The organism is Solimonas terrae (assembly GCF_011067135.1).
In the GTDB taxonomy this organism is placed as follows: domain Bacteria; phylum Pseudomonadota; class Gammaproteobacteria; order Nevskiales; family Nevskiaceae; genus Solimonas; species Solimonas terrae.
Genome location: NZ_JAAMOW010000006.1, coordinates 207,677 through 229,703 on the forward strand (window position 1 = coordinate 207,677; position 22,027 = coordinate 229,703).

Here is a 22,027-nt window from a genome sequence, read left to right on the forward strand (position 1 = left end):
TGGCGGACCTCGTACGGCCGAGCCCGCCTTGACGTGGCCCGGGCAGCGCAGCCCGCGATGACAATTCTATGCAAGGAGTCGCATGCGCGCTCTGCTGAACAGCGCCCTCTACAGTCTGGTGTGGTGGATGTTCCGTCCGTTCAACGGTCTGGTGCGCTACAAGAGCGCGCCGCAGCCCTTGCGCGAGACGCTGAAGATCGATCCGACCAAGCCGGTCGTCTACATCCTCGCGCAGCGCTCCTGGGTCGACATGTTCGTGCTCGCGCGCCTGTGCCGCGAGCAGGTGCTGCCGCGACCGAACCGCACCGGCTCGAACTTCCCCACCGTCGAACGCGCCGGTGTCGTCTACATGGATGCGCTGCTGGAGACGCGCCGCCACCCGACCGCGCTGACACGCCTCATCGAAACCGGTATCGCCACCAAGAGCTTCGAGGCGCAGCTGGTGCCGGTTTCGATCTTCTGGGGTCGCGATCCGGGCAAGGAAACCAGCCTCTGGAAACTGCTGTTCGCCGACAGCGTGCAGGCCGGCCGCGTGCAGAAGTTCTTCATCATGCTGTTCAACGGCCGCAACGTGCTGGCCAATTTCGGCCTGCCGTTCTCGTTCCGGGAATATGTCGAGCGCGGCCCGGACGCGGCGACCTCGATCCGCAAGCTGACGCGCGTCCTGCACTTCCACTTCCTGCGCGCGCGCACCGCCGCGCTGGGACCGACGCTGCTGCGCCGCGGCGTGGTGATCGACGGCCTGCTCAATGCCGAGAACGTGAAAAAGGCGATCGAGCGTGCCGCCGGCAAGAACGGCATGACACGCGACAAGGCACGCGCGCATGCGCGCAAGTGTGCGGAGGAAATCGCCGCCAACTACTCGACGACCAGCATCAATTTCCTCGAACGCTTCCTGTCGATCGTCGTCTTCAAGCGCGTGTTCGCCGGCATCGATGTGCAGGGCCTCGAACGCATGCGCGAACTCGCGCAGCAGTACGAGCTGGTCTACATGCCCTCGCACCGCTCGCATGCCGACTATCTGCTGGTCTCGTATTCGCTGTATCACGCCGGCGTCGCGCCGCCGCACATCGCTGCCGGCGTCAATCTCAACTTCTGGCCGATCGGCGGCCTGCTGCGCCGCTGCGGCGCGTTCTATCTGCGCCGCAGCTTCTCCGGCGACGCCATCTACACGGCCGTGTTCCGCGCCTACGTCGACGCCCTGATCCGGCGCGGTTACGCGATCGAGTTCTTTCCGGAGGGCGGCCGCAGCCGCACCGGCCGCCTGCTGCAGCCGAAGACCGGCCTGCTGTCGATGGTCGCCGAAGCCGGTCTGCGCCAGGACATCCGGCGCGTGGCGATGGTGCCGGTCTACATCGGCTACGACCGCGTCTGGGAAGTCGGCAGCTACACCAAGGAGTTGCGCGGCGGCGCCAAGAGCAAGGAATCCGCCGAAGGCCTGCTGAAAGCCGGCAAGATCCTCGGCAAATCCTACGGCAAGCCCTACATCAATTTCGGCGAGCCCATCGTCCTGCAGTCGTATGCCGACCAGTATCTGCCGGGATGGCGGGACGCGGTCGCCGCCGACAGCGAGGCCATGCCGGACGCCTTCAAGGGTTTCGTCGCCAGGCTCGCGCTCGAGAACAGCCGGCGCATCAATGCCGCCGCCGTCGCCAACCCGTCGAGCCTCGCGGCGATCGCCCTGCTCGCCTCGCCGCAACGGGTGGTCGCGCACGAGGAGCTGGTCGAACAGATCGGCTACCTGATCTGGCTGCTGAAGGGCGAGCCCTACAGCCCGTTGCTCTACATTCCCGAAAGCGCGCCGGCGGCCGTCGTCGACTGGAGCGGACCGATCGGACAGATCGCACGCGTGCCGCATCCCTGGGGCGACCTGCACGGCGTCGCCGCGCGCGATGCCGTCGCACTGACCTACAACCGCAACAACATCCAGCATCTGTTCGCGATTCCGTCGCTGATCGCCAACCTGTTCCGCACGCGCCTGCTGCTGTCCGACGAGGCCGTGATCATGGGCGTGCGCGCGCTCTATCCGTTCCTGCGCAACGAGTTCTTCCTGCGCTGGGAGCCGGAGGAGATCGAGAGCGTGGTGAAATCGTGGCTGACGGTGATGACCGGCCTCGGCCTGCTGGCACGCGAGCAGGACCGCCTGCGCCGGCCCGATGCCAACCAGCCGGCGTATTCGACGCTGGCGATGCTCGGCCGCGTGCTCGGCGAAACCCACGAACGCTACTGCATGACCGCCCTGCTGCTGGCCGAGGAGCGCCGCACCGTGGTGCCGCTCAAGCGCGAGAAGTTCGAGGACGACTGCCGCCTGCTCGCCGAGCGCATGGCGATCCTGACCGGCCGCGACGCGCCGGAGTTCTTCGACAAGGCGCTGTTCAAGGGCTACCTGAACACCCTGATCGAAATCGGACTGGTCAGCGTCGCCGACGACAAGACCCTGAACGTCGATCCGCGCATCGACCGCATCGCCGAACGCTCGCAGGAACTGCTGTCGGACGAGGCGCGGCAGATGCTGCTGCAGCTGCTGTCGCGGCGCCGCGCGGCCGAATCCGCGGCCGCCGAATCGCCCGTCGCAAGCCCCGCGGCAGTCACCGAAGCATCACGGGAAAAGCCGCTATAATCGCCCGCGACCGGCGCACTCGCGCCTTTTTTTGCATCTGGAAACCTCTCGATGAAGAACACGCTACGCCTGCTGGCCCTCAGCCTCGCCGCCACCGCGTTGATCGCCGGTTGCGCCAAGAAGGACGACAAGTCCGCCGCCGCGCCGGCCGCCGCCGGCACCGATGCGTCGCTGCAGACCGACGCACAGAAGTTCGGCTACGCGATCGGCGTCGATCTCGGCAAGTCGCTGCAGCCGGTCAAGGACGACACCGACGTCGCCGCCCTGAAGGCCGGTCTCGATGACGCGTTCGCCGGCAATGCGCCGAAGATGGACGACGCCGCGCGCGAAGAGATCAAGAACACGGTCGCCAAGAAGATGCAGGAACGCCAGCTCAAGGATCGCGAGGAGCAGGCCAGCAAGAACAAGGAAGAAGGCGCCAAGTTCCTCGAAGACAACGGCAAGCGCGACGGCGTGAAGACCACGGCCTCGGGTCTCGAGTACGAAGTCATCACCGAAGGCAAGGGCCCGCATCCGAAGGCGACCGACACGGTCACCGTCAACTACAAGGGCTCGCTGATCAGCGGCGAAGAGTTCGACAGCTCGTACGCGCGCGGCCAGCCGGTCAGCTTCCCGCTCAACAACGTGATCCCGGGCTGGACCGAAGGCGTGCAGCTGATGACGCCGGGTTCGAAGTACAAGTTCTACATCCCGTCCGAGCTCGGCTACGGCGAGCGTGGCGCCGGCGTGAAGATCGGCCCGAACCAGGTGCTGGTGTTCGAGGTCGAGCTGCTGTCGATCGGCGAGCCGAAGGGCGACAAGGACGCGAAGTAGGCGTCTCGAGCTGCAGGAAAACGGCCCGCCCAGTGCGGGCCGTTTTCGTTTGGTGCGCCCGTTTTCAGTGCGACGCTGCGGGGCCGTCGAAACGGCGGCGCAGGCGCACGCCGGCCGCGCCATCCTCGTAATATCCGACCAGCCGCGCATGCAGTTGATAGCCAAGCGCGTCGTACAGACCGCGTGCCGCGAGATTGTCCTTGCGCACTTCCAGCGACAGCCCGACACAGCCGAGTCGGCGTGCTTCGCGTTCGGCTGCGATCACCAGACGCCGTCCGAGCCCCTGGCCACGCGCCTGCGGGCTGACGACAACCGAATAGAGCCGCGCCCAGCGGCTGTTGCGTCGCGTCAGCAGCACCAGCGCCCCCAGCGGCGCGGCGACCGGGCCGGCAATCCACAGATGCGCACTGGCACTGCCGAGCAGATGGCGGATCGCGCGACGGCTCATGCGGTCGCCGGGGAAATGCTGCTCCAGCGCCAGCAGCGCATCGATGTCGTCGGCGTGTGCGCGCCGGATGCGGGCCGGCGCGCTCGTCATGTGCGCGTGCGCGCCTCGAGCCGCTTGAGGAAGTACGCCATGATCTTCTGGTAGATCGCGTCCTTCAGCACCAGATCCTCGACACCGTGATCGATGTTGGGATTGTCGTTGACCTCGATCACCTTGACGCGCTTGCCGAACTGCTTGAGATCGACGCCGTAGAGGCTGCTGCCGACCGCACGCGCGGCCTGCACGGCGACGCTGAGCACGGCCGCCGGTACGTCCTTCACGTCCAGCGTCTCGTGTCCGCCTTCGACGATCGCCCCGTTGCCGGCACGCTTGACCACCTGCCAGTGATCCTTGGCCATGTAGTAGCGGCAGGCATACAGCGGCTGACCGTCGAGCACGCCGATGCGCCAGTCGTAGTCGGTCGGCTCGTACGACTGCGCGATGATCAGGTCGGAGCGTTCGAGCATGTCGCTGGCCTCGCGCCGGAATTCGGCCTCGTTCTCGACGCGGATCACGCCTTTCGAGAACTGCGAGTCCGGCTGCTTGAGCACGCACGGAAAGCCCAGCTCGCGACCGGCGATCTTGACGTTGCGCGAATGCAGCAGCACGGTCTTCGGCTGCGGAATGCGGTGCCGCTCCATCAACTGCGCAAGAAAGACCTTGTTCGCCGCACGCAGGATCGAAGTCGGATCGTCGACGACCACCAGACCTTCGCGCGCAGCGCGGCGCGCGAAGCGATAGGTGTGGTGATTGACGGCGGTGGTCTCGCGGATGAACAGCGCGTCGAACTCGGCGACGTGTCCGTAGTCGGACTTGTCGAGGAACTCGACCTCGAAGCCGAGTTCCTCGGCGGCGCGCTCGAATGCCTTCAGCGCACGCGGATTCGACGGTGGCTCCTTCTCGTCCTCGTTGACCAGGATCGCCATGTCGTAGCGCGAGGATTCGCGTCGCGCACGCGGCGCACGGCGGCGCGCGAAGTAGTCGCGCGCGGCATCGTACAGCAGCTCGTGATGCGAAGCCGGCACCTCGCCGAGCGCGATCGGGCCGAAGGTGTCGACACGCCACTCGTCGCCGCGATAGATGAACTTGGCCTGCAGCAGCGGCGCCGGGAACTGATTGAACAGCGCCCGCGCGAGGCGCGCGTGGCGCTTGGCGATCGACTGGCCGAAGTAGACATTCATCACGTACTCGGCCGAGCCGATGCGCGCCAGCGATTGCTGGATCAGCTCCTCGACCTCGTCGTTGAGGATGCGCGGCGATTCGGCGAGCTTGAGATCCTGGATCGTGGTGATTTCCGGCAGCGGCTTGTGGCCGCGCGCGCCGGCCAGCAGCGAGACGTAGTAGCCGGTGGTCTGGTAGCCGAAGGAGCGGCACAGGTTGTAGACGCGGATGCCGCGCGTGCGCGTCAGCTCCTCGCGCGTCAGGTAGTCCCAGGCGGTGACCACCTCGATGCCCGGCAGCTCGACCGGCCAGTCCGCGCGCTGGTCGACGACGACGATGCCGCTCACGTCAGGCTGCGGCGCGAGGCGCCGACCGGCAGCAACTCCACAGGTTCATCGGGCATGCGCGTGAGACTTCCACAGGAAAATCGCGGCGCATGCTAGCACGCAGGCCGCCGCGAACCGCAGTGCTTTGCTACGCTTCCGGCCATTCCGGAAAAAGGTGGAAACGATGCGAGTCAGGCGCGCCGCGATCGGCTTGCTGCTGTTGCTGTCGGCGACGGCCCAGGCCGCCGATCTCGAAGTGACGCGCATCGAGAACGGCGTCAGCGTGCGCCATGCCGACGGCAGCAGCGCAGCGCTCGGCAGCCGCGATCCGCTGGCCGTCGGCGACACGCTCAGCACCGAGGCCCAGGCCCATGTCAGCCTGCGACTGGCCGGCAGCGGCAGCCTGCTGCTCGGCGAGCGCGGCCGCCTGCAGCTCGATGGCAGCGAGCCGCCGGACCCGCCGGGTCGCGCGACGCTGGCACGCCTGACTTTGTTGAGCGGCGCCCTGCACGTCGACGCCCGCAAGTCCGAACAGGGCGCGCCGGCCGACGTGCGGCTGACGCTTGGCGCCCTGCGGGCGCGGCTGTACGGCGCCGAGGCCTGGGCCGAGCATTCGCTGGCCGGCGACGAACTCTGCCTGGTGTCGGGCGCGGCCGAAATCGACACGCCGGGCCCGCATCAGCGACTCGACTCGCCCGGCGAATGCCTGCGCTGGACCACCGCCGGCGCGCAGCGACTGAGCGCGGCCGAAGCCGGCACCCTGCTGCCGCGGCTGGCGGCAACCAATTTCAGCGACGACTACGCGACGCGTTACGCGGCGCAGCAGGCACTCAAGGACGGCAATGTGCGGCCGACATTGGCAGACAGCGTGGTCGCCGCTCCCGCAGGCGAGCGCGAGGCACCGCCGAACGCGATCGGCGAAGCCGCCCCGGCGCCGCAGCCGGCGGCGCCTGCCGAATGGCGCATCGTCCTCGGCAGCTTCGCGGACCGCGCCAGCGCCGCGCGCTCCGTCGCGCAGTGGCAGAAGCGCAAGCTGAGTGCCGACATCGCGCCCGCTCGTCACCAGGGCCGCAACGACTTCGAGGTGCGTTGCGGGCACTATGCGAACCGCGAACAGGCCGAGCAGGCGCTCGCCCGCTTGCGCACGCACCCCGGCTACGAACACGCGCGAGTCACGTCGCTGCAGTCGCCGGTCGCGCCGCCCACGGCGGCGCGGGCAGAATCCGGAACCGCCGCGACACCGGCGGCAATGGTCCCGGTCTGGCGCATCTCGCTCGGTTCCTTCGTCGAACACGCCAATGCCGAACGCAGTGTCGCCCAATGGCGGGCACGCGATCTGCGCACCGATATCGAACCGATCCGACTCAAGGGCTTCGATGCCTATCGCGTGCTGTGCGGGCACTACGACAGTCGCGAGCAGGCCGAGGCTGCGCTGACGCGCCTGCGCGCCAGACCCGGCTATGAATCGGCGCGCGTCCTCAAGGTGCCGGACGGCCTGTCGAAACGCTGAGCGCCCTCGGCTGCCGACGCGCCGTTCACCAGGCGCGCTGATACTGCGGAGGCGCGTCGATCTTCTGCCGCAGTTCCAGCGCCGCGCGGCGCGGCCAGTACGGATCGCGCAGCAGCTCGCGCGCCAGCAGCGTGACATCGGCCTGTTGCGTACGGATCAGATGATCGGCCTGTGCCGGGGCGGTGATCATGCCGACCGCGCCGGTCGCGACACCGCAGCGGCGACGAATCTCGGCAGCGAACGGCGTCTGGAAGCCCGCACCCACCGGAATCTTCGCCTTCGGCAGACTGCCGCCGCTGGAGACGTCGATCAGATCGACGCCGTCGGTCTTGATCGCATCGACCAGCGCGCAGGACTGTTCCAGATCCCAGCTGTCGCCATCGCGATCCGGCTCCGCCCAGTCGGTTGCCGAAATGCGCAGCCACAGCGGCAGGCGTTCCGGCCAGACGCCGCGCACCGCCGCGATCACGCGCTTCAGCAGACGGATGCGATTGGCGAAGCTGCCGCCGTAGTCGTCATCGCGCCGGTTCGAGATCGGCGACAGGAACTCGTGCAGCAGATAGCCGTGCGCGCCGTGGATCTCGATCAGCTCGAAGCCGGCGTCGAGCGCGCGGCGCGCGGCGGCGGCGAAAGCCAACACCAGCGCGTCGATGCCGGCCGCATCAAGCGCCTCCGGCACGATGCTGTTGTCGTCGAACGCGAGTGCCGATGGCGCGGCCAGCGGACGCCAGCCGCCCTGCTCGACGTCCAGTGCGTCGCCGCCCTCCCAGGGCCGCGCCGTGCTGGCCTTGCGCCCGGCGTGCGCGAGCTGCACGCCGGCAACCGCACCCGCGTCACGCACGAACCGTGCGATCGGCGCCCAGGCCTGCGCCTGCGCATCGTTCCAGAGCCCCGTATCACCGGGCGAGATGCGGCCCTGCGCCTGCACCGCCGTGGCTTCGGCGATCACCGCCGCAGCGCCGCCGATCGCGCGACTGCCGAGATGCACCTGATGCCAGGGCGTCGGCCGCCCTTCCTCTGCCGAGTACTGGCACATCGGCGACACGACGATGCGATTCTTCAGCGTCAGGCCACGCTGCACGAGTGGAGAAAACAGACTCATCGGGACTCCAGGCTGGGTATTCCGCCGCGGCGGGCGAACGGCGCGATAGCGTAGCGAAAGTTCGTGAACGGCAGCGGGCGGCATGCCGATTGCGGGCTGATTCTGCGTGCCGGGAGCGGGCCGCGATTTGCGTCCGCACCGCCAAGCTCCCTATGGTCCGGTCTGAACGCCGCAAGGATTCCCTCGATGCGCATGCCCCGTCTCAGTCTCGCCTGGCAGATTCTCATCGCACTGGTGCTCGGCATCATCGCCGGCAGCGTGCTGCACGGCGCCGCGCCGGACACCCGCGACTGGCTGATCACCAATGTGCTGACGCCGGCCGGGCAGATCTTCATTCACCTGATCAAGATGATCGTCGTGCCGATCGTGATCTCGTCGCTGATCGTCGGTATCGCCGGCGTCGGCGATGCGAAGAAGCTCGGCCGCATCGGCCTCAAGACCATCGTCTATTTCGAGTTGATCACCACGGTCGCGATCATCGTCGGCCTGCTGCTCGCCGACACGATCCAGCCCGGTGCCGGCATCGACATGCATCAGCTGGCGACCAGCGACATCTCGCAATACCAGAAGACGACCTCGGAAGTGCAGCACGGCCCGCACAGCCTGGTGACGACGATCCTCAACCTGATTCCGTCGAACGTGTTCGCGGCAATCGCGCACGGCGACATCCTGCCGATCATCTTCTTCTCGGTGATCTTCGGGCTCGCGCTGTCGTCGCTGGTGCCCGAGCATCGCGATCCGCTGGTGCAGACCTTTCGCAGCATTGCCGAAACCATGTTCAAGGTCACCAACATGGTGATGCGCTATGCGCCGGTCGGCGTGTTCGCACTGATCGCCGTGACCGTCGCGACCTTCGGCTTCTCGTCGCTGATTCCACTGGCCAAGCTGGTCGTGCTGGTCTACGCGGCGATCATGTTCTTTGCGCTGGTCGTGCTCGGCGGCGTCGCGCGACTGTTCGGCTTCAACATCTTCACCCTGATCCGCCTGCTCAAGGACGAACTGATCCTTGCCTACTCGACCGCCAGCTCCGAAACCGTGCTGCCGCGCATCATGGAAAAGATGACGGCCTACGGTGCGCCGCAACCGATCGCCAGCTTCGTCATTCCGACCGGCTATTCGTTCAATCTCGACGGCTCGACCTTGTACCAGAGCATCGCGGCCCTGTTTCTCGCGCAGCTGTACGGCATCGATCTGTCGATCACGCAGCAGATCGTGCTGGTACTGACACTGATGGTGACGTCGAAAGGCATCGCCGGCGTGCCCGGCGTCTCGTTCGTCGTGCTGCTGGCGACGCTCGGCAGCGTCGGCATTCCGCTCGAGGGCCTGGCCTTCATCGCCGGTGTCGACCGCATCCTCGACATGGCGCGCACCGCGCTCAACGTCGTCGGCAATTCGCTGGCGGCGCTGGTGATCGCGAAGTGGGAAGGACAGTACGATGCCGACAAGGGCGCACGTTACGAGCGGCAACAGCTCGCAGGTGCTTCCGCCTGAGCCGGACGTGAAAAACAAAAAGGCGCACCGAAGTGCGCCTTTTTGTTTTGGCCGGCGACTCAGTCGTCGCGGCCGGAGCGCTTGCGCTCGTGTTCCTTCAGGAACTTCTTGCGGATGCGGATCGATTCCGGCGTCAGCTCGACGAGCTCGTCGTCGTTGATGAACTCCAGTGCCGGTTCCAGCGCGAACTTCACGGCCGGCACGAGGATGACGTTTTCATCCGAGCCGGACGCACGCATGTTGGTCAGCTTCTTGCCCTTCAGCGGATTGACGACGAGGTCGTTGTCGCGCGAGTGGATGCCGACGATCTGGCCCTCGTACACCTCGTCGCCCGGCTCGGCCATCATGCGGCCGCGCTCCTGCAGATTGAACAGCGAGTACGCGAGGCACTTGCCCATGTCGATCGAGATCATCACGCCGTTGCGGCGCTGACCGATGTCGGTCGCCTGCGTCTTCGGGCCGAAATGGTCGAAGTTGTGGAACAGCAGGCCGGTGCCCGAGGTCATCGTCATGAACTGCGTCTGGAAACCGATCAGGCCACGCGACGGCACGATGTATTCGAGACGCACCCGGCCCTTGCCGTCCGGCACCATGTTCTGCATCTTGCCGCCGCGTTCGGCGAGGCCCTGGATGACGCCGCCCTGATGCTGTTCCTCGACGTCGGCGACCAGGGTTTCGTACGGCTCGCAGAGCTGGCCGTCGATTTCCTTGACGATGACCTGCGGACGCGACACGGCAATCTCGTAGCCCTCGCGGCGCATGTTTTCGAGCAGGATGCCGAGGTGCAGCAGGCCGCGGCCGGAGACACGGAACTGGTCGCCGGTGCTCATCGGCTCGACGCGCAACGCGACATTGGTCTTCAGCTCGCGCTGCAGGCGGTCACCGATCTGGCGCGAGGTGACGAACTTGCCTTCCTTGCCCGCGAACGGCGACTTGTTGACCTCGAAGATCATGCTCATCGTCGGTTCGTCGACCTGCAGGGTCGGCAGCTGCTCCGGCACCTTGGCGTCGCAAATCGTCTCGGAGATGCCGAGTTCCTCGATGCCGGTGACGGCGATGATGTCGCCGGCCTGGGCTTCCGGCACTTCGACCTTGTCGAGGCCCATGAAGCCGAGCACCTGCAGCACGCGGCCCTGACGGACGCTGCCGTCACGGTTGACGACCGACACCGGCGTGTTCGGCTTGATGCGGCCACGCTTGACGCGACCGGTGCCGATGACGCCGACATAGCTGGAATACGCGAGCGAGGTGACCTGCATCTGGAACGGCTCTTCCGGATGAACGTCCGGCACCGGCACCTTGTCGATGATGGTTTCGAACAGCGGCGTCATGTCGCCTTCGCGAATGTCGGCCGAGTTGCCGGCGTAGCCGTTCAGGCCGGAGGCGTAGATGAACGGGAAATCGAGCTGCTCGTCGGTCGCGCCGAGGCGATCGAACAGTTCGAAGACCTGATCGACGACCCAGTCCGGACGCGCGCCCGGACGATCGATCTTGTTGAGCACCACGATCGGCCGCAGGCCCATGTTGAAGGCCTTCTGCGTGACGAAACGGGTCTGCGGCATCGGGCCGTCGACCGAGTCGACCAGCAGCAGCACGGAGTCGACCATCGACAGCACGCGCTCGACTTCCCCGCCGAAGTCGGCGTGTCCCGGCGTGTCGACGATGTTGATGCGGTATTCGGTGCCGCTGCGCTTGTCGGTCCAGCGGATCGCCGTGTTCTTCGACAGGATGGTGATGCCGCGCTCGCGTTCGAGGTCGTTCGAGTCCATCACGCGCTCGCCGAGCTGTTCGCGCGCGTCGAGGGTCTGCGACTGGCGCAGCAGCTTGTCGACGAGCGTGGTCTTGCCATGGTCGACGTGAGCGATGATGGCGATGTTGCGAAGATTCTGAATCACAGGGACAACCCGGTAGGGAGCGCAAAGCGGGGCGCGGATTGTACGCGGCGGCCGGTTACAGCGATAGGGCAAGTTTTGCCCACGGTGCTAGAATCGCGCGCTTTCGCAACCGCCCCAGACCCCTGATGAGTGTGCTGCCGAGTGTCCGGCGCCTGGTTTTCGGCAAGAAGCTGGACCCGTTCGACCCCAAGACCCGCAAGCACATCGTGCTGATTGCGCTGCTGGCGTGGATCGGCCTCGGTGCCGACGGCCTGTCGTCGTCCTGCTACGGACCGGAGGAGGCCTTTCTCGCGCTCAGCCATCACACGCCGCTGGCGCTGTATCTGGCCGGCGCGACGGCACTGACCGTGTTCATCATCTCGCTGGCCTACAACCAGGTCATCGAGCTGTTCCCGTCCGGCGGTGGCGGCTACAAGGCGGCAACCCAGCTGATCGGACCGTATGCCGGACTGGTGTCCGGCTCTGCGCTGATCGTCGACTACGTGCTGACGATCGCGATTTCCGTCGCCAGCGGCGCCGATGCGATGTTCAGCCTGTTTTCGCCGCATGCGCAGGTCTACAAGCTGGGCGCCGAGATCGGCATCATCGCCATGCTGATCGTGCTGAACCTGCGCGGCGTCAAGGAATCGATCATGGTGCTGGCACCGATCTTCCTCGGCTTCTTCATCACCCACGCGTTCCTGATCATCTACGGCGTCAACTATCACGCCGCCGCGCTCCACGAGGTCGTGCAGTCGACCTGGAGCGAGACCCTGCAGCTGTCGAAAAGCTCCGGCTGGATGTTCACCGTCGCGCTGTTCCTGCGCGCCTATTCGGTGGGCGCCGGCACCTATACCGGCATCGAGGCCGTCTCCAACAACGTCAACATGCTGGCCGAACCGCGCGTCCGCACCGGCCACTGGACGATGTTCTACATGGCACTGTCGCTGGCGTTCACGGCCGGCGGCATCATCCTGCTTTACCTGCTCTGGCACGCCTCGCCGACCGAAGGGCAGACCCTCAACGCCGTCACCTTCCGTCTGGTGCTGAACAGCCTGTCGCTGAGCGGCGCGCATGTCGACACTGCCATGTGGATCGTGCTCGCGCTTGAAGCCGGCCTGCTGCTGGTCGCGGCCAACACCGGCTTTCTCGGCGGCCCGGCCGTGCTCGCGAGCATGGCGACCGATCACTGGGTGCCGCGTCAGTTCCGCCAGTTGTCGAGCCGCATGGTCACGCAGAACGGCGTGCTGGTGATGGGCATTTCCGCGCTCGCCATCCTGCTGCTGACGCGGGGGCAGGTGCGCCTGCTGGTGGTGCTGTACAGCATCAACGTGTTCCTCACGTTCTCGCTGTCGCTGTTCGGTCTTTGCAGCCACTGGTGGGAACGACGCCTGTACCAGCTGGACTGGAAGATCAAGTTCGCGACCGCCGCGATCGGGTTCATGGTCTGCGCGGCGATCCTGCTGGTGATCCTCGCCGAAAAGCTGATGCTCGGCGGCTGGGTCACGGTCCTGATCACCAGCGCGGTGGTCGGCTTCTGCCTGATCATCCACGGCCACTACGACCACATCCGCGATCTGATGCAACGCGTCGACCAGGTCTACGCCGTGAAGCCGGACTGGGACGAAGACGTCGTCGCGAAAACCCCGGACCCGGCGCACGAGACCGCGGTGATCCTGCTCGGCAACAGCCGCGGCGCCGGCATGCATGCACTGCGCTGGGTGCTCGACACCTTCCCCGGCCGCTTCACGAATGTCGTGTTCGTCTCGGTCGGCGAAGTCGACAAGGAAGCGTTCAACAGCGAGCGCACGCTGAAGTCCCTGTGCGCCCGCATCGAGAACTCGCTGAACTACTTCACCAGCTACTGCGCCAGCCGCGGCCTCGCGGCGACCAGCTACCAGACCTACGGCGGCGATCCGCTCGGCGAACTGATGGGCCTGCTGCCGAAGGTGTTCGCGGACTTCCCGAAATGCGTGGTGTTCTCCAGCAAGCTGGTGTTCGAACACGAGACCCTTCTGACCCGCTGGCTGCACAACCAGATGCCGCTGGCCGTGCAACAAAGGCTGGAAGCCGGCGGCCATCCGACCCACGTCGTGCCGCTGCCGATTCCGAAACCGGCCGCACCGCCGCCGCGCATCGACATCCGCTGATCGCCATCGCCGCGGCGGCGCCGGTCCGCCGCCGTCACGGCCGCGCCGCTTGCGCGTGCTCACGCAGGGGATGCAGGCAAACTCCCACGGCGACTTCGGGAATCGGCTGAGTGCCGCCACGCTGATCGGCCCGTTTGCTGCCGTTCGGCGTCGTCGCGCACCGGGGCCCGGTCGAGCTGTCTATGCTGCGGCGGCCATGCAATCCCTGCCCTTGTCCCGCTATCGCCGCCTGCGCAGCTGGCTGCCGTTCGATCGTCTTGCCGACAAGTTCTACGGCGTGCTGGTGCTCGCGAGCATGACGCCGCTGCTGGTGATGATCGGCTTCCTGCTGTTCGCGCCGCAGAACTGGCAACCGGAACGTCTGCTCGGCTGGACCACGGCCGCGACCCTGCTGGCACTGGGCCTGTCGATCTGGCTGACCCATGCGCTGCTGGCGCCGGTCACGCTCGCGCGTCTGGCACTGCACGCCTACCGCCGCGAGCAGCGCCTGCTGCCGCTGCCGCTCGATCTCGATGGCGAAGCCGGCGGCCTGCTCAACGATCTGCGCGCGACGATGGAAACCTGCGAACGGCAGCGGCAGATCTTCGCCGAACAGGCCGACTGGGCGTTCCGCGAAAAGTCCTCGCCGCTGCTCGACGGCCAGGGCGCGCCGCGTCGCCGCACCGGTGGGGCGACCACCGCACCGCTGTTCTGATCCGCGTTTCGCCGGCCCCGGCGAGCTTGCGCCCACCGTCGATCCAGACCCACCTTTCGTCTGGCGGAACGAGGAAATTCGGCGGCCCTGTGTAGTCTTTATCTGACAAACACCTGGGGATATCTCGCCATGTACCTCTCGACGACGGCCGCACAGGCGCCGCATCAGTTGCGCCGCATCAGCTGCATCGGGTTTGACTGGCGGGCCGAGGTATCGCTGCGCGAAACCCTCGCCCTGCTCAACGGCCGCACCACCGATCAGTGGCAGTACACCGACGAACCCGTCGCCGATGTACTCATCTACGACAGCAGCAATGCGCTGGCACAGGCCGTCGTGCGCCGCACGACGGCCGACCAGGCCAGGGCCTGCATCTGCTTTCCTTCGAACAACCAGGATCAGGGCGAACTCGCGCTGCGCTATCCGTTCGGCGCCAGCCGCCTGATCCGTTGCCTCAATCACGCCTCGCAAAGCCTGGCGGGCCACGGCGGCAGCGCGGCGGACCGCGAAAGCCTGAGCCAGCGCCTGGACAATGCCATGGCATTGCCGCGCATTGAAGCCATCGCTCTGCGTGTCGGCCGGCATCAGGGTCTGCTGTATCCGGCCAGTCGCCGCATCGCATGGCCGGTCGCACTCGATATCGACGAGATCGCCGGAATGCTCGGTGGCGACGTCGAATTGACCGCGCTCGGCAGCGCCGACCGGGCATTGCACGATGCGATCACCGCGCAGGCCGTCGTCGAAGGTCCGGCCGAAGCGCTGCTGTGGGCGATCGGCATGACGCGCTCGGGCGGCCAGCTCCTGGGCCGCATCCAGACCCGACAGGCTTATCGACTGCGGCGCTGGCCGGACTTCGGCGTCATGGGCCGCCGCAGCGCCGATCTGCGCTGCACTGCCCTGCTCATGCAGCGCGCGCTGAGCGTCGGTGAACTGACGCAGCTGTCCGGCCTGCCGTCGGCGGTGATCACGGCCTTCCTCAACGCCGCGTCCCTGTGCGGCTTGCTGGTCGCCGATACCGCGTCGCGCGCACCCGAACGAATCCTCGCCGGCAGCAACTCGCGCTTCGGCGGCGTGCTGCAACGCATCCGCACTGCTTTCGCCCTGCACGACGCCGCCTGATTTTTCGCGCATGAGCCGCGAATACAAATTGCTGTTCGCGGGCCCGATGGGCGCCGGAAAGACCACGGCCATCGCCGCGATCAGCGACAGCGCACCGATCTCGACGGAAGCCAGGAACACCGACATCGCCCAGCACAGCAAGGCGCAAACCACGGTCGGCTTCGACTACGGGGAGGTCGCGCTTGAAGGTGGCGACCGCCTGCGCCTGTACGGCATGCCCGGCCAGTCGCGTTTCGACTTCATCTGGAAGGTCGCGAGCGCAGGCGCGCTCGGCGTCGTCATGCTCGCCGACAACTCGCGGCCCGATCCGCTGGCCGACCTGTCGGCCTGCATCGACGCTTTCACCGAGCTGGCTGCCGCGCACGCAATGGTGGTCGGCGTCGGCCGCGGCGGCGAAGGCCGCCTCGGCATCGACGACTACGGCGAGTGGCTGGCGGCGCGCGGTCATGTCGCGCCGGTTTTCAGCGTCGATGTGCGTCGTCGCGACGACGTGCTGCTGCTGATCGACGCGCTGCTGAATCAGATCGAAACCCGCGAGTTGCTGGCCGGCACCACCGAATCCCGAGCCTGAATGACCTTGGACACTCCCCTGATCGGTGCGCCCGGTCTGCACGAATCGGCGCTGACCGAACTGCTCGAACTGCTGCCGCAGGCGCACAGCGTCGTGCTCGCCCAGACCGACGGCTTCGAAGTCGCCAGCGCGATGCGCCGCGCGGTACCCGCCGCCCGTCTGGCGGCGCTCGCCAGTTCGATGCTCGCGCTCGGCGCGGCGGCGCTGCGCGAACTCGGCATGGGCGGACACGGCAACGTTCTGATCGAGGGCACCGACGGCAAGCTGCTGCTGCTCGAAGTGCCGCTGGCCTCGCAACCGCTGGTGCTCGCGGTCGTCGCCGGCGAAGACGCCATTACCGGATCCCTGTTGTGGGCTGCACGTCAGTGCGTGCAGCGAATCATCAATCATCAATGAACGAAAGGAAGCATCAATGAGCAATGTCCAACAATCCCTCGACAGCATGCTGGGCCTCGACGGCGCAATGTGCTGTGCCCTGGTCGACGCCAACAGCGGCATGATGCTGGGCCAGGCCGGCAGCGGACTCGACCTCGAACTCGCCGCCGCCGGCAACACGGAAGTCGTGCGCTCCAAGCTCAAGACCATGTCGTCGCTGAAGATCGCCGACAAGATCGAGGACATCCTCATCACGCTCGGCAAGCAGTACCACATCATCCGCCTGGTCGCGTCCAAGCAGGGCCTGTTCCTGTACTACGTGCTCGACAAGTCGCGCGCGAATCTCGCCCTCGCCCGTCGCAAGGCTGCCGAAGTCGAGACCGAACTGGCGCTCTGAGTCCCGCGCCGCGACAGCGGCACCCGGCCAGCGCATCGTGGCCGTGCACCCGCACGGTCACGATGCGGCCGCAGCCCTTCGCTTATGCTTGAGGCCCCTGTCCGCGGGCACGCGCATGAGCGATTCCATCATCGATGTTCTCGAAGGCCGCGTGCGCGACCTCGGTGACGGCGACACCGTACGCCGCGTGCTGCCGATCGGCCATCGCCTGATGGTCGGCCCTTTCATCTTCTTCGATCACATGGGCCCCTGGAACTTCGCGCCGGGCCGCGGCACCGACGTGCGCCCGCATCCGCACATCGGCCTGGCCACCGTCACCTATCTGTTCGAAGGTGCGATCGATCATCGCGATTCGCTCGGCAGCGTGCAGACCATCGTGCCGGGCGATCTCAACTGGATGACCGCCGGGCGCGGCATCGTTCACTCCGAACGCAGCCCGGCCGCCGCCCGCGAGCATGGCGCGCGCCTGCACGGCATCCAGTCCTGGGTGGCGCTGCCGGACGATGCCGAGGAATGCGATCCGGCGTTCGTCCACTATCCCGCCAGCGCGCTGCCGGGCCGGGACGCCGACGGCGTGCGCCTGCGCGTGATCGCCGGCGCCGCCTGCGGCTTGCAATCGCCGGTGCACTGCGCCTCGCCCACCTTCTACGTGGAAGCGCATCTGCGCAGCGGTGCCACGCTGAGCCTGCCGGATGACTACCGGGAACGGGCGCTGTATGTCGTGAGCGGCGGCATCGAGATTGCCGGCCGCCGTTTCGCCGAAAGCGCGATGCCGGTCTTTGCCGAAGGCGCCGCCGTCAGCGTGCGCGCCGTGGCCGACACCCATCTGATGCTGCTGGGCGGCGAGCCGCTGGGCGCCCGGCACATCTGGTGGAACTTTGTGTCCGGTCGCCCCGAGCGCATCGAACAGGCCCGGGCCGATTGGGCCGCGCAGCGTTTTGCGCAGGTACCCGGCGAAACCGAATTCATTCCACTGCCGGAGCGGCGCTGATCGCGCTCGCGGCTCGCGCACGCTCCTGCCAAGGCGTGCACATGCGGCAGGAGCGGCGCGAGCGGCGATGATTCGTGGCCACAACAGGCGGCGCCGTCGGTGTTCATGCGCTGCCGGGGCGGTTCGCCGGCGCAGCGGCCGGAATCGGCGACCGGAGCGGCGGCTGTCATCAGGCGGCGGCCGTCACAGGCTACAGTAGGCCGGAACCCGAAACCGTGAGGTAGCGCCATGATTGTCGTCACCACCGAAAACGTCGCCGGTTATCGCGTCAGCAAGACCCTGGGCCAGGTATTCGGCGTCGTCGTGCGCAGCCGCGGCATCGGCGGCAATCTGATGGCCGGCCTGCGCTCCATCGTCGGCGGCGAAATTCACGAATACACGGCGATGCTCGAAGAGGCACGCCGCCACGCGGTCGATCGTCTCGTCAAGAACGCCGACGCCATGGGCGCCGATGCGGTGATCATGATGCGCTTCGATTCGGCCGAGATGGCGCAGACCATGAGCGAGATCGTCGCCTACGGTACCGCCGTCAAGCTCGAAGCGCTGAACTGAAGCGGCAGCGACGATCGTGCTCAGGAAAGTCCTGCTGACCATCGGCGTGCTGCTGCTGCTCGCGGCCGCCGTCTGCGCGGCGATCGGCTTCTATCCCATCCTGCCGCATCTGCTGTTCGCCGGCCTGCTGCTGACCGCCGGCATCGGCTACGAGCGCTGGCGTTACAAGGCCGCGCGGCCGGATGCCCCGGACCCGCGCTGGCAGGCAACGGGCGAGCGCTTCGTCGATCCGGAGAGCGGTGCGCTCACCGAGGTCTGGTACGACCCGCGCAGCGGCGAGCGCCACTACGTGAAGCTGCCGTCGCGCTGAGCGCGGCAGCGTTTCAGTCGGCCAGCTTGAGCGCCGCCGCCGCGCGTCGCGCCTTGGCACGTGCCGCATCGACGGTCTCGTCCAGCGCCAGCGTCACCGCCATGCGGCGCTTGCCGACGATCTCCGGCTTGCCGAACAGGCGCAGCTGCGTGTCCGGCTCGGCGAGCGCTTCGGCGGCGCCGGCATAGCGCGGCGCCTTGCGATCACCCTCGAACAACACCGCACAGCTGGCCGCCGCGCCGCGCGTGCGAATGTTCGGAATCGGCAGGCCGAGGATCGCCCGCGCGTGCAGCGCGAACTGCGAAAGATCCTGCGAGATCAGCGTCACCAGACCCGTGTCATGCGGCCGCGGCGACAGCTCGGAAAAGATCGCCTCGTCGCCGCGGATGAACAGCTCGACGCCGAACAGGCCACGGCCGTGCTCGCCACACAGCGCATCGACGACCTTGCCGGCGATGTCCTGCGCATGCTTCAGCACCGCCGCGCTCATCGCCTGCGGCTGCCAGGACTCGCGGTAGTCGCCGTCGATCTGCAGATGGCCGACCGGCGCGCAGAACGACACGCCGCCGGCATGCTTCACCGTCAGCAGCGTGATTTCGTATTCGAAGGGCACGAAGCCTTCGACGATGACGCGGCCCCGGCCGGCACGGCCACCGGCCTGTGCGTAGTCCCAGGCCTTCTGCACATCGGCGGCATTGCGTATCACCGACTGGCCCTTGCCGGACGAGGACATCACCGGCTTGACGACGCAGGGCATGCCGAGCGCGGCGACCGCATCGCGATATTCCTCGACCGTAGCGGCGAAACGGTAAGGCGAGGTCGGCAGGCCGAGCTCCTCGGCGGCCAGACGACGGATGCCTTCGCGATCCATCGTCAGCCACGCGGCGCGCGCGGTCGGAATCACGACATGGCCTTCGCGCTCCAGCGCCTGCAGCGTCGGCGTGTGGATCGCCTCGATTTCCGGCACGATCAGCTGCGGCTTTTCGAGTTCGATCACGCGCCGGATTTCGTCGCCGTCGAGCATGTTGATGACATGACTGCGATGCGCGACCTGCATGGCCGGCGCATTGGCATAGCGATCGACGGCGATCGTCTCGACACCAAGCCGCTGCAATTCGATCACGACCTCCTTGCCGAGTTCGCCGGAGCCGAGCAGCAGGACCCGCGTTGCGCCTGCCGTCAGCGGCGTACCGAAAATCGTCATCGAGATTCTCCGAAACTGTTTTGCGTGCGGCGCTGCCGGCGACGCGTCATGGGCATAAACTGATTGTATTCGGAGAACTTCAAAAACCATGATCCGTCGCACGAAAATCGTCGCCACCCTGGGGCCCGCCACCGATGACCCCGCCGTCCTGAACAAGCTGCTCGCCGCAGGTGTCGATGTCGTGCGCCTGAATTTCTCGCACGGCAAGGCCGAGGATCAGCAGCGCCGCGCCGCACAGGTGCGCCGCGCCGCGCAGGAACTGGGCGTCGATGTCGGCATCCTCGCCGATCTGCAGGGCCCGAAGATCCGCATCGAATCGTTTGCCGCCGGCCCCGTCGATCTGCAGGAAGGCCAGCGCTTCACGCTCGACACCGCGCTCGGCGCGCAGGCCGGCGATGCCGATATCGTCGGCTGCGCCTACGAGGAGCTGCCGCGCGATGTCGTTGCCGGTGACGTGCTGCTGCTCAATGATGGCGCGATCACGATGCGCGTCGACCAGGTCACCGGCACGCGCGTGCATTGCACGGTGCTGATCGGCGGCGTGCTGTCGAACCGCAAGGGCATCAACAAACAGGGCGGTGGCCTGTCGGCCGCGGCTCTGACCGAAAAGGACAAGGCGGACCTGCGCACCGCCGTCGCCCTCGATGTCGACTTCATCGCCGTCTCGTTCCCGCGCGCCGCCGCCGACATGATCGAGGCACGGCAACTGGTCGAAGCGGCCGGCGGGCATTGCGCACTGGTCGCCAAGATCGAGCGCGCCGAGGCATTGCCGGTGCTGCGCGAGATCGTCGCCGTCAGCGACGTGGTGATGGTCGCGCGCGGCGATCTCGGCGTCGAGATCGGCGACGCGGAGCTGCCGGGCTGGCAGAAGCGCATCATTGCCGAGGCGCTGGAGCAGAACAAAATGGTCATCACCGCGACGCAGATGATGGAGTCGATGATCAGCAACCCGATTCCGACCCGCGCCGAAGTGCTCGACGTCGCCAATGCCGTCATGGACGGCACCGATGCGGTGATGCTGTCCGCCGAAACCGCGGCCGGCAAATATCCGGTGAAGACCGTCGAGGCGATGTCGCGCGTTTGCGTCGGCGCCGAGGCTGCATCACCGGCGACGCAGCGCCGCGGCCTGACGTTCGACACGCATTTCGCGCGCACCGACGAGGCGATCGCGATGGCCACGGCCTGGACCGCGCGCCACATGCATGCCCGCGCGATCGTCGCGATGACCGAGTCCGGCGCAACGGCGCTGATGATGTCGCGCAGCGAAAACCAGATTCCGATCTACGCCCTGACGCCGCAGGAAAAGACGCGACGGCGCATGGCGCTGTGTCGCGGCGTCTACCCGGTCGCGTTCGAGACCCACAACGAGGCGGCGCCCGGCCTGGTCAAGACCATGGAGGCGATCGCGATCCTGAAGTACCGCGGCGCGGTTGCCGATGGCGACCGCGTGCTGGTGACCAAGGGCGACGGCGTCACCGCCGGCGGCACCAACACGATGAAGATCATGAAGGTCGGCGAGACCTGAGACGCGGACGCGCCGCAAGCCAGCCGACGAAGCCCAGGAGAACGCGCCATGAATGATCCCGCTTCGCTCACCGTCATCGGCCATCGCGGCGCGCGCGGCCACGCGCCCGAGAACACCCTGCTCGCGCTCGACACCGGCATCCGCCTCGGCGCGCACTGGCTGGAGTTCGACGTGCAGCTCGCCGACGGCGAGCTGTGGCTGATGCATGACCTGAGCGTCGATCGCACCACCGGCGGCCGCGGCCTGCTCACGGAAATGGACTGCGCCGAGATCCGCGCCCTGCGCACCGGCGGCCAGGACGTCCCGACGCTGCGCGATGCGCTCGACCTGATCGAGAACCGGGCCGGCGTCAACATCGAGCTGAAGACCTGGAACGGCTGCGCGCAGGCAGTAGCCGGCGTGCTGCGCGAATATCTCGCCGACGGCTGGCCGGTCGAACGCTTCTGCGTCTCGTCGTTCCACCACCCGGAACTCTGGGAATTCCACGCCCTGCTGCCGGACGTGCCCATCGGCGCGCTGATCTGCGGCGTCCCGCTGGACTGGGCCGGGCCGGCCATCGAACTCGGTGCCAGCGTGCTGTCGATCTCCAGCGAATTCGTCGACGAAAAGCTGATTGCCGACGCCCACGAGCGCGGACTCAAGCTCCACGTCTACACCGTCAACGAGCCGGACGAGATGCGTCGCCTGATGTCGCTCGGTGTCGACGGCATCTTCACCGACTACCCCGATCGCGCCCTCTCGCTCCTGTAGGAGCGTCG

At 67.0% G+C, this 22,027-nt stretch carries 20 protein-coding genes; 15 read left to right on the forward strand and 5 right to left on the reverse strand.

The genetic code is table 11. The features are described from left to right. Window positions 1–82 precede the first annotated feature (82 nt). Together plsB and bamJ are read left to right on the forward strand one after the other, a co-directional pair. The gene (plsB, locus tag G7Y85_RS12855; protein WP_166257576.1) at window positions 83–2,620 is read left to right on the forward strand and encodes a glycerol-3-phosphate 1-O-acyltransferase PlsB; all 2,538 of its coding nucleotides are present in this window, start codon (window positions 83–85) and stop codon (window positions 2,618–2,620) included. Between the two features lie 51 nt (window positions 2,621–2,671). Further along, window positions 2,672–3,433, forward strand: a complete 762-nt coding sequence (gene bamJ / locus G7Y85_RS12860) for a BamJ family beta-barrel-assembly machinery protein (protein WP_166257579.1) — start codon at window positions 2,672–2,674, stop codon at window positions 3,431–3,433. 64 nt (window positions 3,434–3,497) lie between these two features. Here the strand turns inward: bamJ and G7Y85_RS12865 are convergent, their stop codons facing one another. Both G7Y85_RS12865 and G7Y85_RS12870 read right to left on the reverse strand, forming a co-directional pair. After that, on the reverse strand, window positions 3,498–3,971 hold the full coding sequence (locus tag G7Y85_RS12865) for a GNAT family N-acetyltransferase (RefSeq protein WP_166257582.1): 474 nt from the start codon (window positions 3,969–3,971) through the stop codon (window positions 3,498–3,500). Further along, window positions 3,968–5,428, reverse strand: coding sequence for a RimK family ATP-grasp domain-containing protein (locus tag G7Y85_RS12870; protein ID WP_166257585.1), 1,461 nt, complete (start codon window positions 5,426–5,428; stop codon window positions 3,968–3,970). The genes G7Y85_RS12865 and G7Y85_RS12870 overlap by 4 nt, the downstream gene beginning before the upstream one ends. A 163-nt stretch (window positions 5,429–5,591) precedes the next feature. On the opposite strand from G7Y85_RS12870, the gene G7Y85_RS12875 reads away from it, so the two are divergent. After that, complete coding sequence (locus G7Y85_RS12875; RefSeq protein WP_166257588.1) at window positions 5,592–6,917, forward strand: SPOR domain-containing protein; 1,326 nt, start codon at window positions 5,592–5,594, stop codon at window positions 6,915–6,917. A gap of 25 nt (window positions 6,918–6,942) precedes the next feature. On the opposite strand, the gene G7Y85_RS12880 is transcribed toward G7Y85_RS12875, so the two are convergent. Then, complete coding sequence (locus tag G7Y85_RS12880; protein ID WP_166257591.1) at window positions 6,943–8,019, reverse strand: NADH:flavin oxidoreductase/NADH oxidase; 1,077 nt, start codon at window positions 8,017–8,019, stop codon at window positions 6,943–6,945. Window positions 8,020–8,205: 186 nt separating this feature from the next. Between G7Y85_RS12880 and gltP the strand changes: the two genes are divergently transcribed. Next, window positions 8,206–9,510 (forward strand): glutamate/aspartate:proton symporter GltP, encoded by a 1,305-nt coding sequence (gltP, locus tag G7Y85_RS12885; protein WP_166257594.1) that lies wholly within the window; start codon window positions 8,206–8,208, stop codon window positions 9,508–9,510. 59 nt (window positions 9,511–9,569) lie between these two features. Here the strand turns inward: gltP and typA are convergent, their stop codons facing one another. Then, a complete protein-coding gene (gene typA, locus G7Y85_RS12890; protein ID WP_166257597.1) occupies window positions 9,570–11,405 on the reverse strand; it encodes a translational GTPase TypA in 1,836 nt (611 codons plus the stop codon). Between the two features lie 125 nt (window positions 11,406–11,530). On the opposite strand from typA, the gene G7Y85_RS12895 reads away from it, so the two are divergent. From G7Y85_RS12895 to G7Y85_RS12935, 9 genes are all read left to right on the forward strand, one after another. Next, complete coding sequence (locus tag G7Y85_RS12895) at window positions 11,531–13,534, forward strand: APC family permease (RefSeq protein ID WP_166257600.1); 2,004 nt, start codon at window positions 11,531–11,533, stop codon at window positions 13,532–13,534. Window positions 13,535–13,730: 196 nt separating this feature from the next. Continuing rightward, window positions 13,731–14,228: a hypothetical protein gene (locus G7Y85_RS12900; RefSeq protein ID WP_166257603.1), complete on the forward strand. Its 498-nt coding sequence runs from the start codon at window positions 13,731–13,733 to the stop codon at window positions 14,226–14,228. 129 nt (window positions 14,229–14,357) lie between these two features. Beyond that, entirely contained in the window at window positions 14,358–15,344 is a 987-nt protein-coding gene (locus G7Y85_RS12905; RefSeq protein ID WP_166257606.1) for a hypothetical protein, read from the forward strand. A 10-nt stretch (window positions 15,345–15,354) separates the two neighbouring features. After that, window positions 15,355–15,915, forward strand: coding sequence for a GTP-binding protein (locus G7Y85_RS12910; RefSeq protein WP_166257609.1), 561 nt, complete (start codon window positions 15,355–15,357; stop codon window positions 15,913–15,915). Next, the gene (locus tag G7Y85_RS12915; protein WP_166257612.1) at window positions 15,916–16,311 is read left to right on the forward strand and encodes a roadblock/LC7 domain-containing protein; all 396 of its coding nucleotides are present in this window, start codon (window positions 15,916–15,918) and stop codon (window positions 16,309–16,311) included. It abuts the gene before it with no gap. A 16-nt stretch (window positions 16,312–16,327) separates the two neighbouring features. Continuing rightward, a complete protein-coding gene (locus tag G7Y85_RS12920) occupies window positions 16,328–16,687 on the forward strand; it encodes a hypothetical protein (RefSeq protein WP_166257615.1) in 360 nt (119 codons plus the stop codon). Between the two features lie 115 nt (window positions 16,688–16,802). Further along, window positions 16,803–17,678 carry a pirin family protein gene (locus tag G7Y85_RS12925; RefSeq protein ID WP_166257618.1) on the forward strand — a complete coding sequence of 292 codons (876 nt, stop codon included), beginning with the start codon at window positions 16,803–16,805 and terminating at the stop codon, window positions 17,676–17,678. A 228-nt stretch (window positions 17,679–17,906) separates the two neighbouring features. Continuing rightward, complete coding sequence (locus tag G7Y85_RS12930) at window positions 17,907–18,230, forward strand: YbjQ family protein (RefSeq protein ID WP_166257621.1); 324 nt, start codon at window positions 17,907–17,909, stop codon at window positions 18,228–18,230. A gap of 16 nt (window positions 18,231–18,246) precedes the next feature. Next, on the forward strand, window positions 18,247–18,540 hold the full coding sequence (locus tag G7Y85_RS12935; protein ID WP_166257624.1) for a hypothetical protein: 294 nt from the start codon (window positions 18,247–18,249) through the stop codon (window positions 18,538–18,540). 13 nt (window positions 18,541–18,553) lie between these two features. Here G7Y85_RS12935 and purT read toward each other — a convergent pair whose 3' ends face one another. Further along, window positions 18,554–19,744 (reverse strand): formate-dependent phosphoribosylglycinamide formyltransferase, encoded by a 1,191-nt coding sequence (gene purT / locus G7Y85_RS12940; RefSeq protein WP_166257627.1) that lies wholly within the window; start codon window positions 19,742–19,744, stop codon window positions 18,554–18,556. Between the two features lie 88 nt (window positions 19,745–19,832). On the opposite strand from purT, the gene pyk reads away from it, so the two are divergent. Both pyk and G7Y85_RS12950 read left to right on the forward strand, forming a co-directional pair. Further along, entirely contained in the window at window positions 19,833–21,269 is a 1,437-nt protein-coding gene (pyk, locus tag G7Y85_RS12945; protein ID WP_174839775.1) for a pyruvate kinase, read from the forward strand. A gap of 48 nt (window positions 21,270–21,317) precedes the next feature. Further along, complete coding sequence (locus tag G7Y85_RS12950; RefSeq protein ID WP_166257630.1) at window positions 21,318–22,019, forward strand: glycerophosphodiester phosphodiesterase; 702 nt, start codon at window positions 21,318–21,320, stop codon at window positions 22,017–22,019. Window positions 22,020–22,027 lie beyond the last annotated feature (8 nt).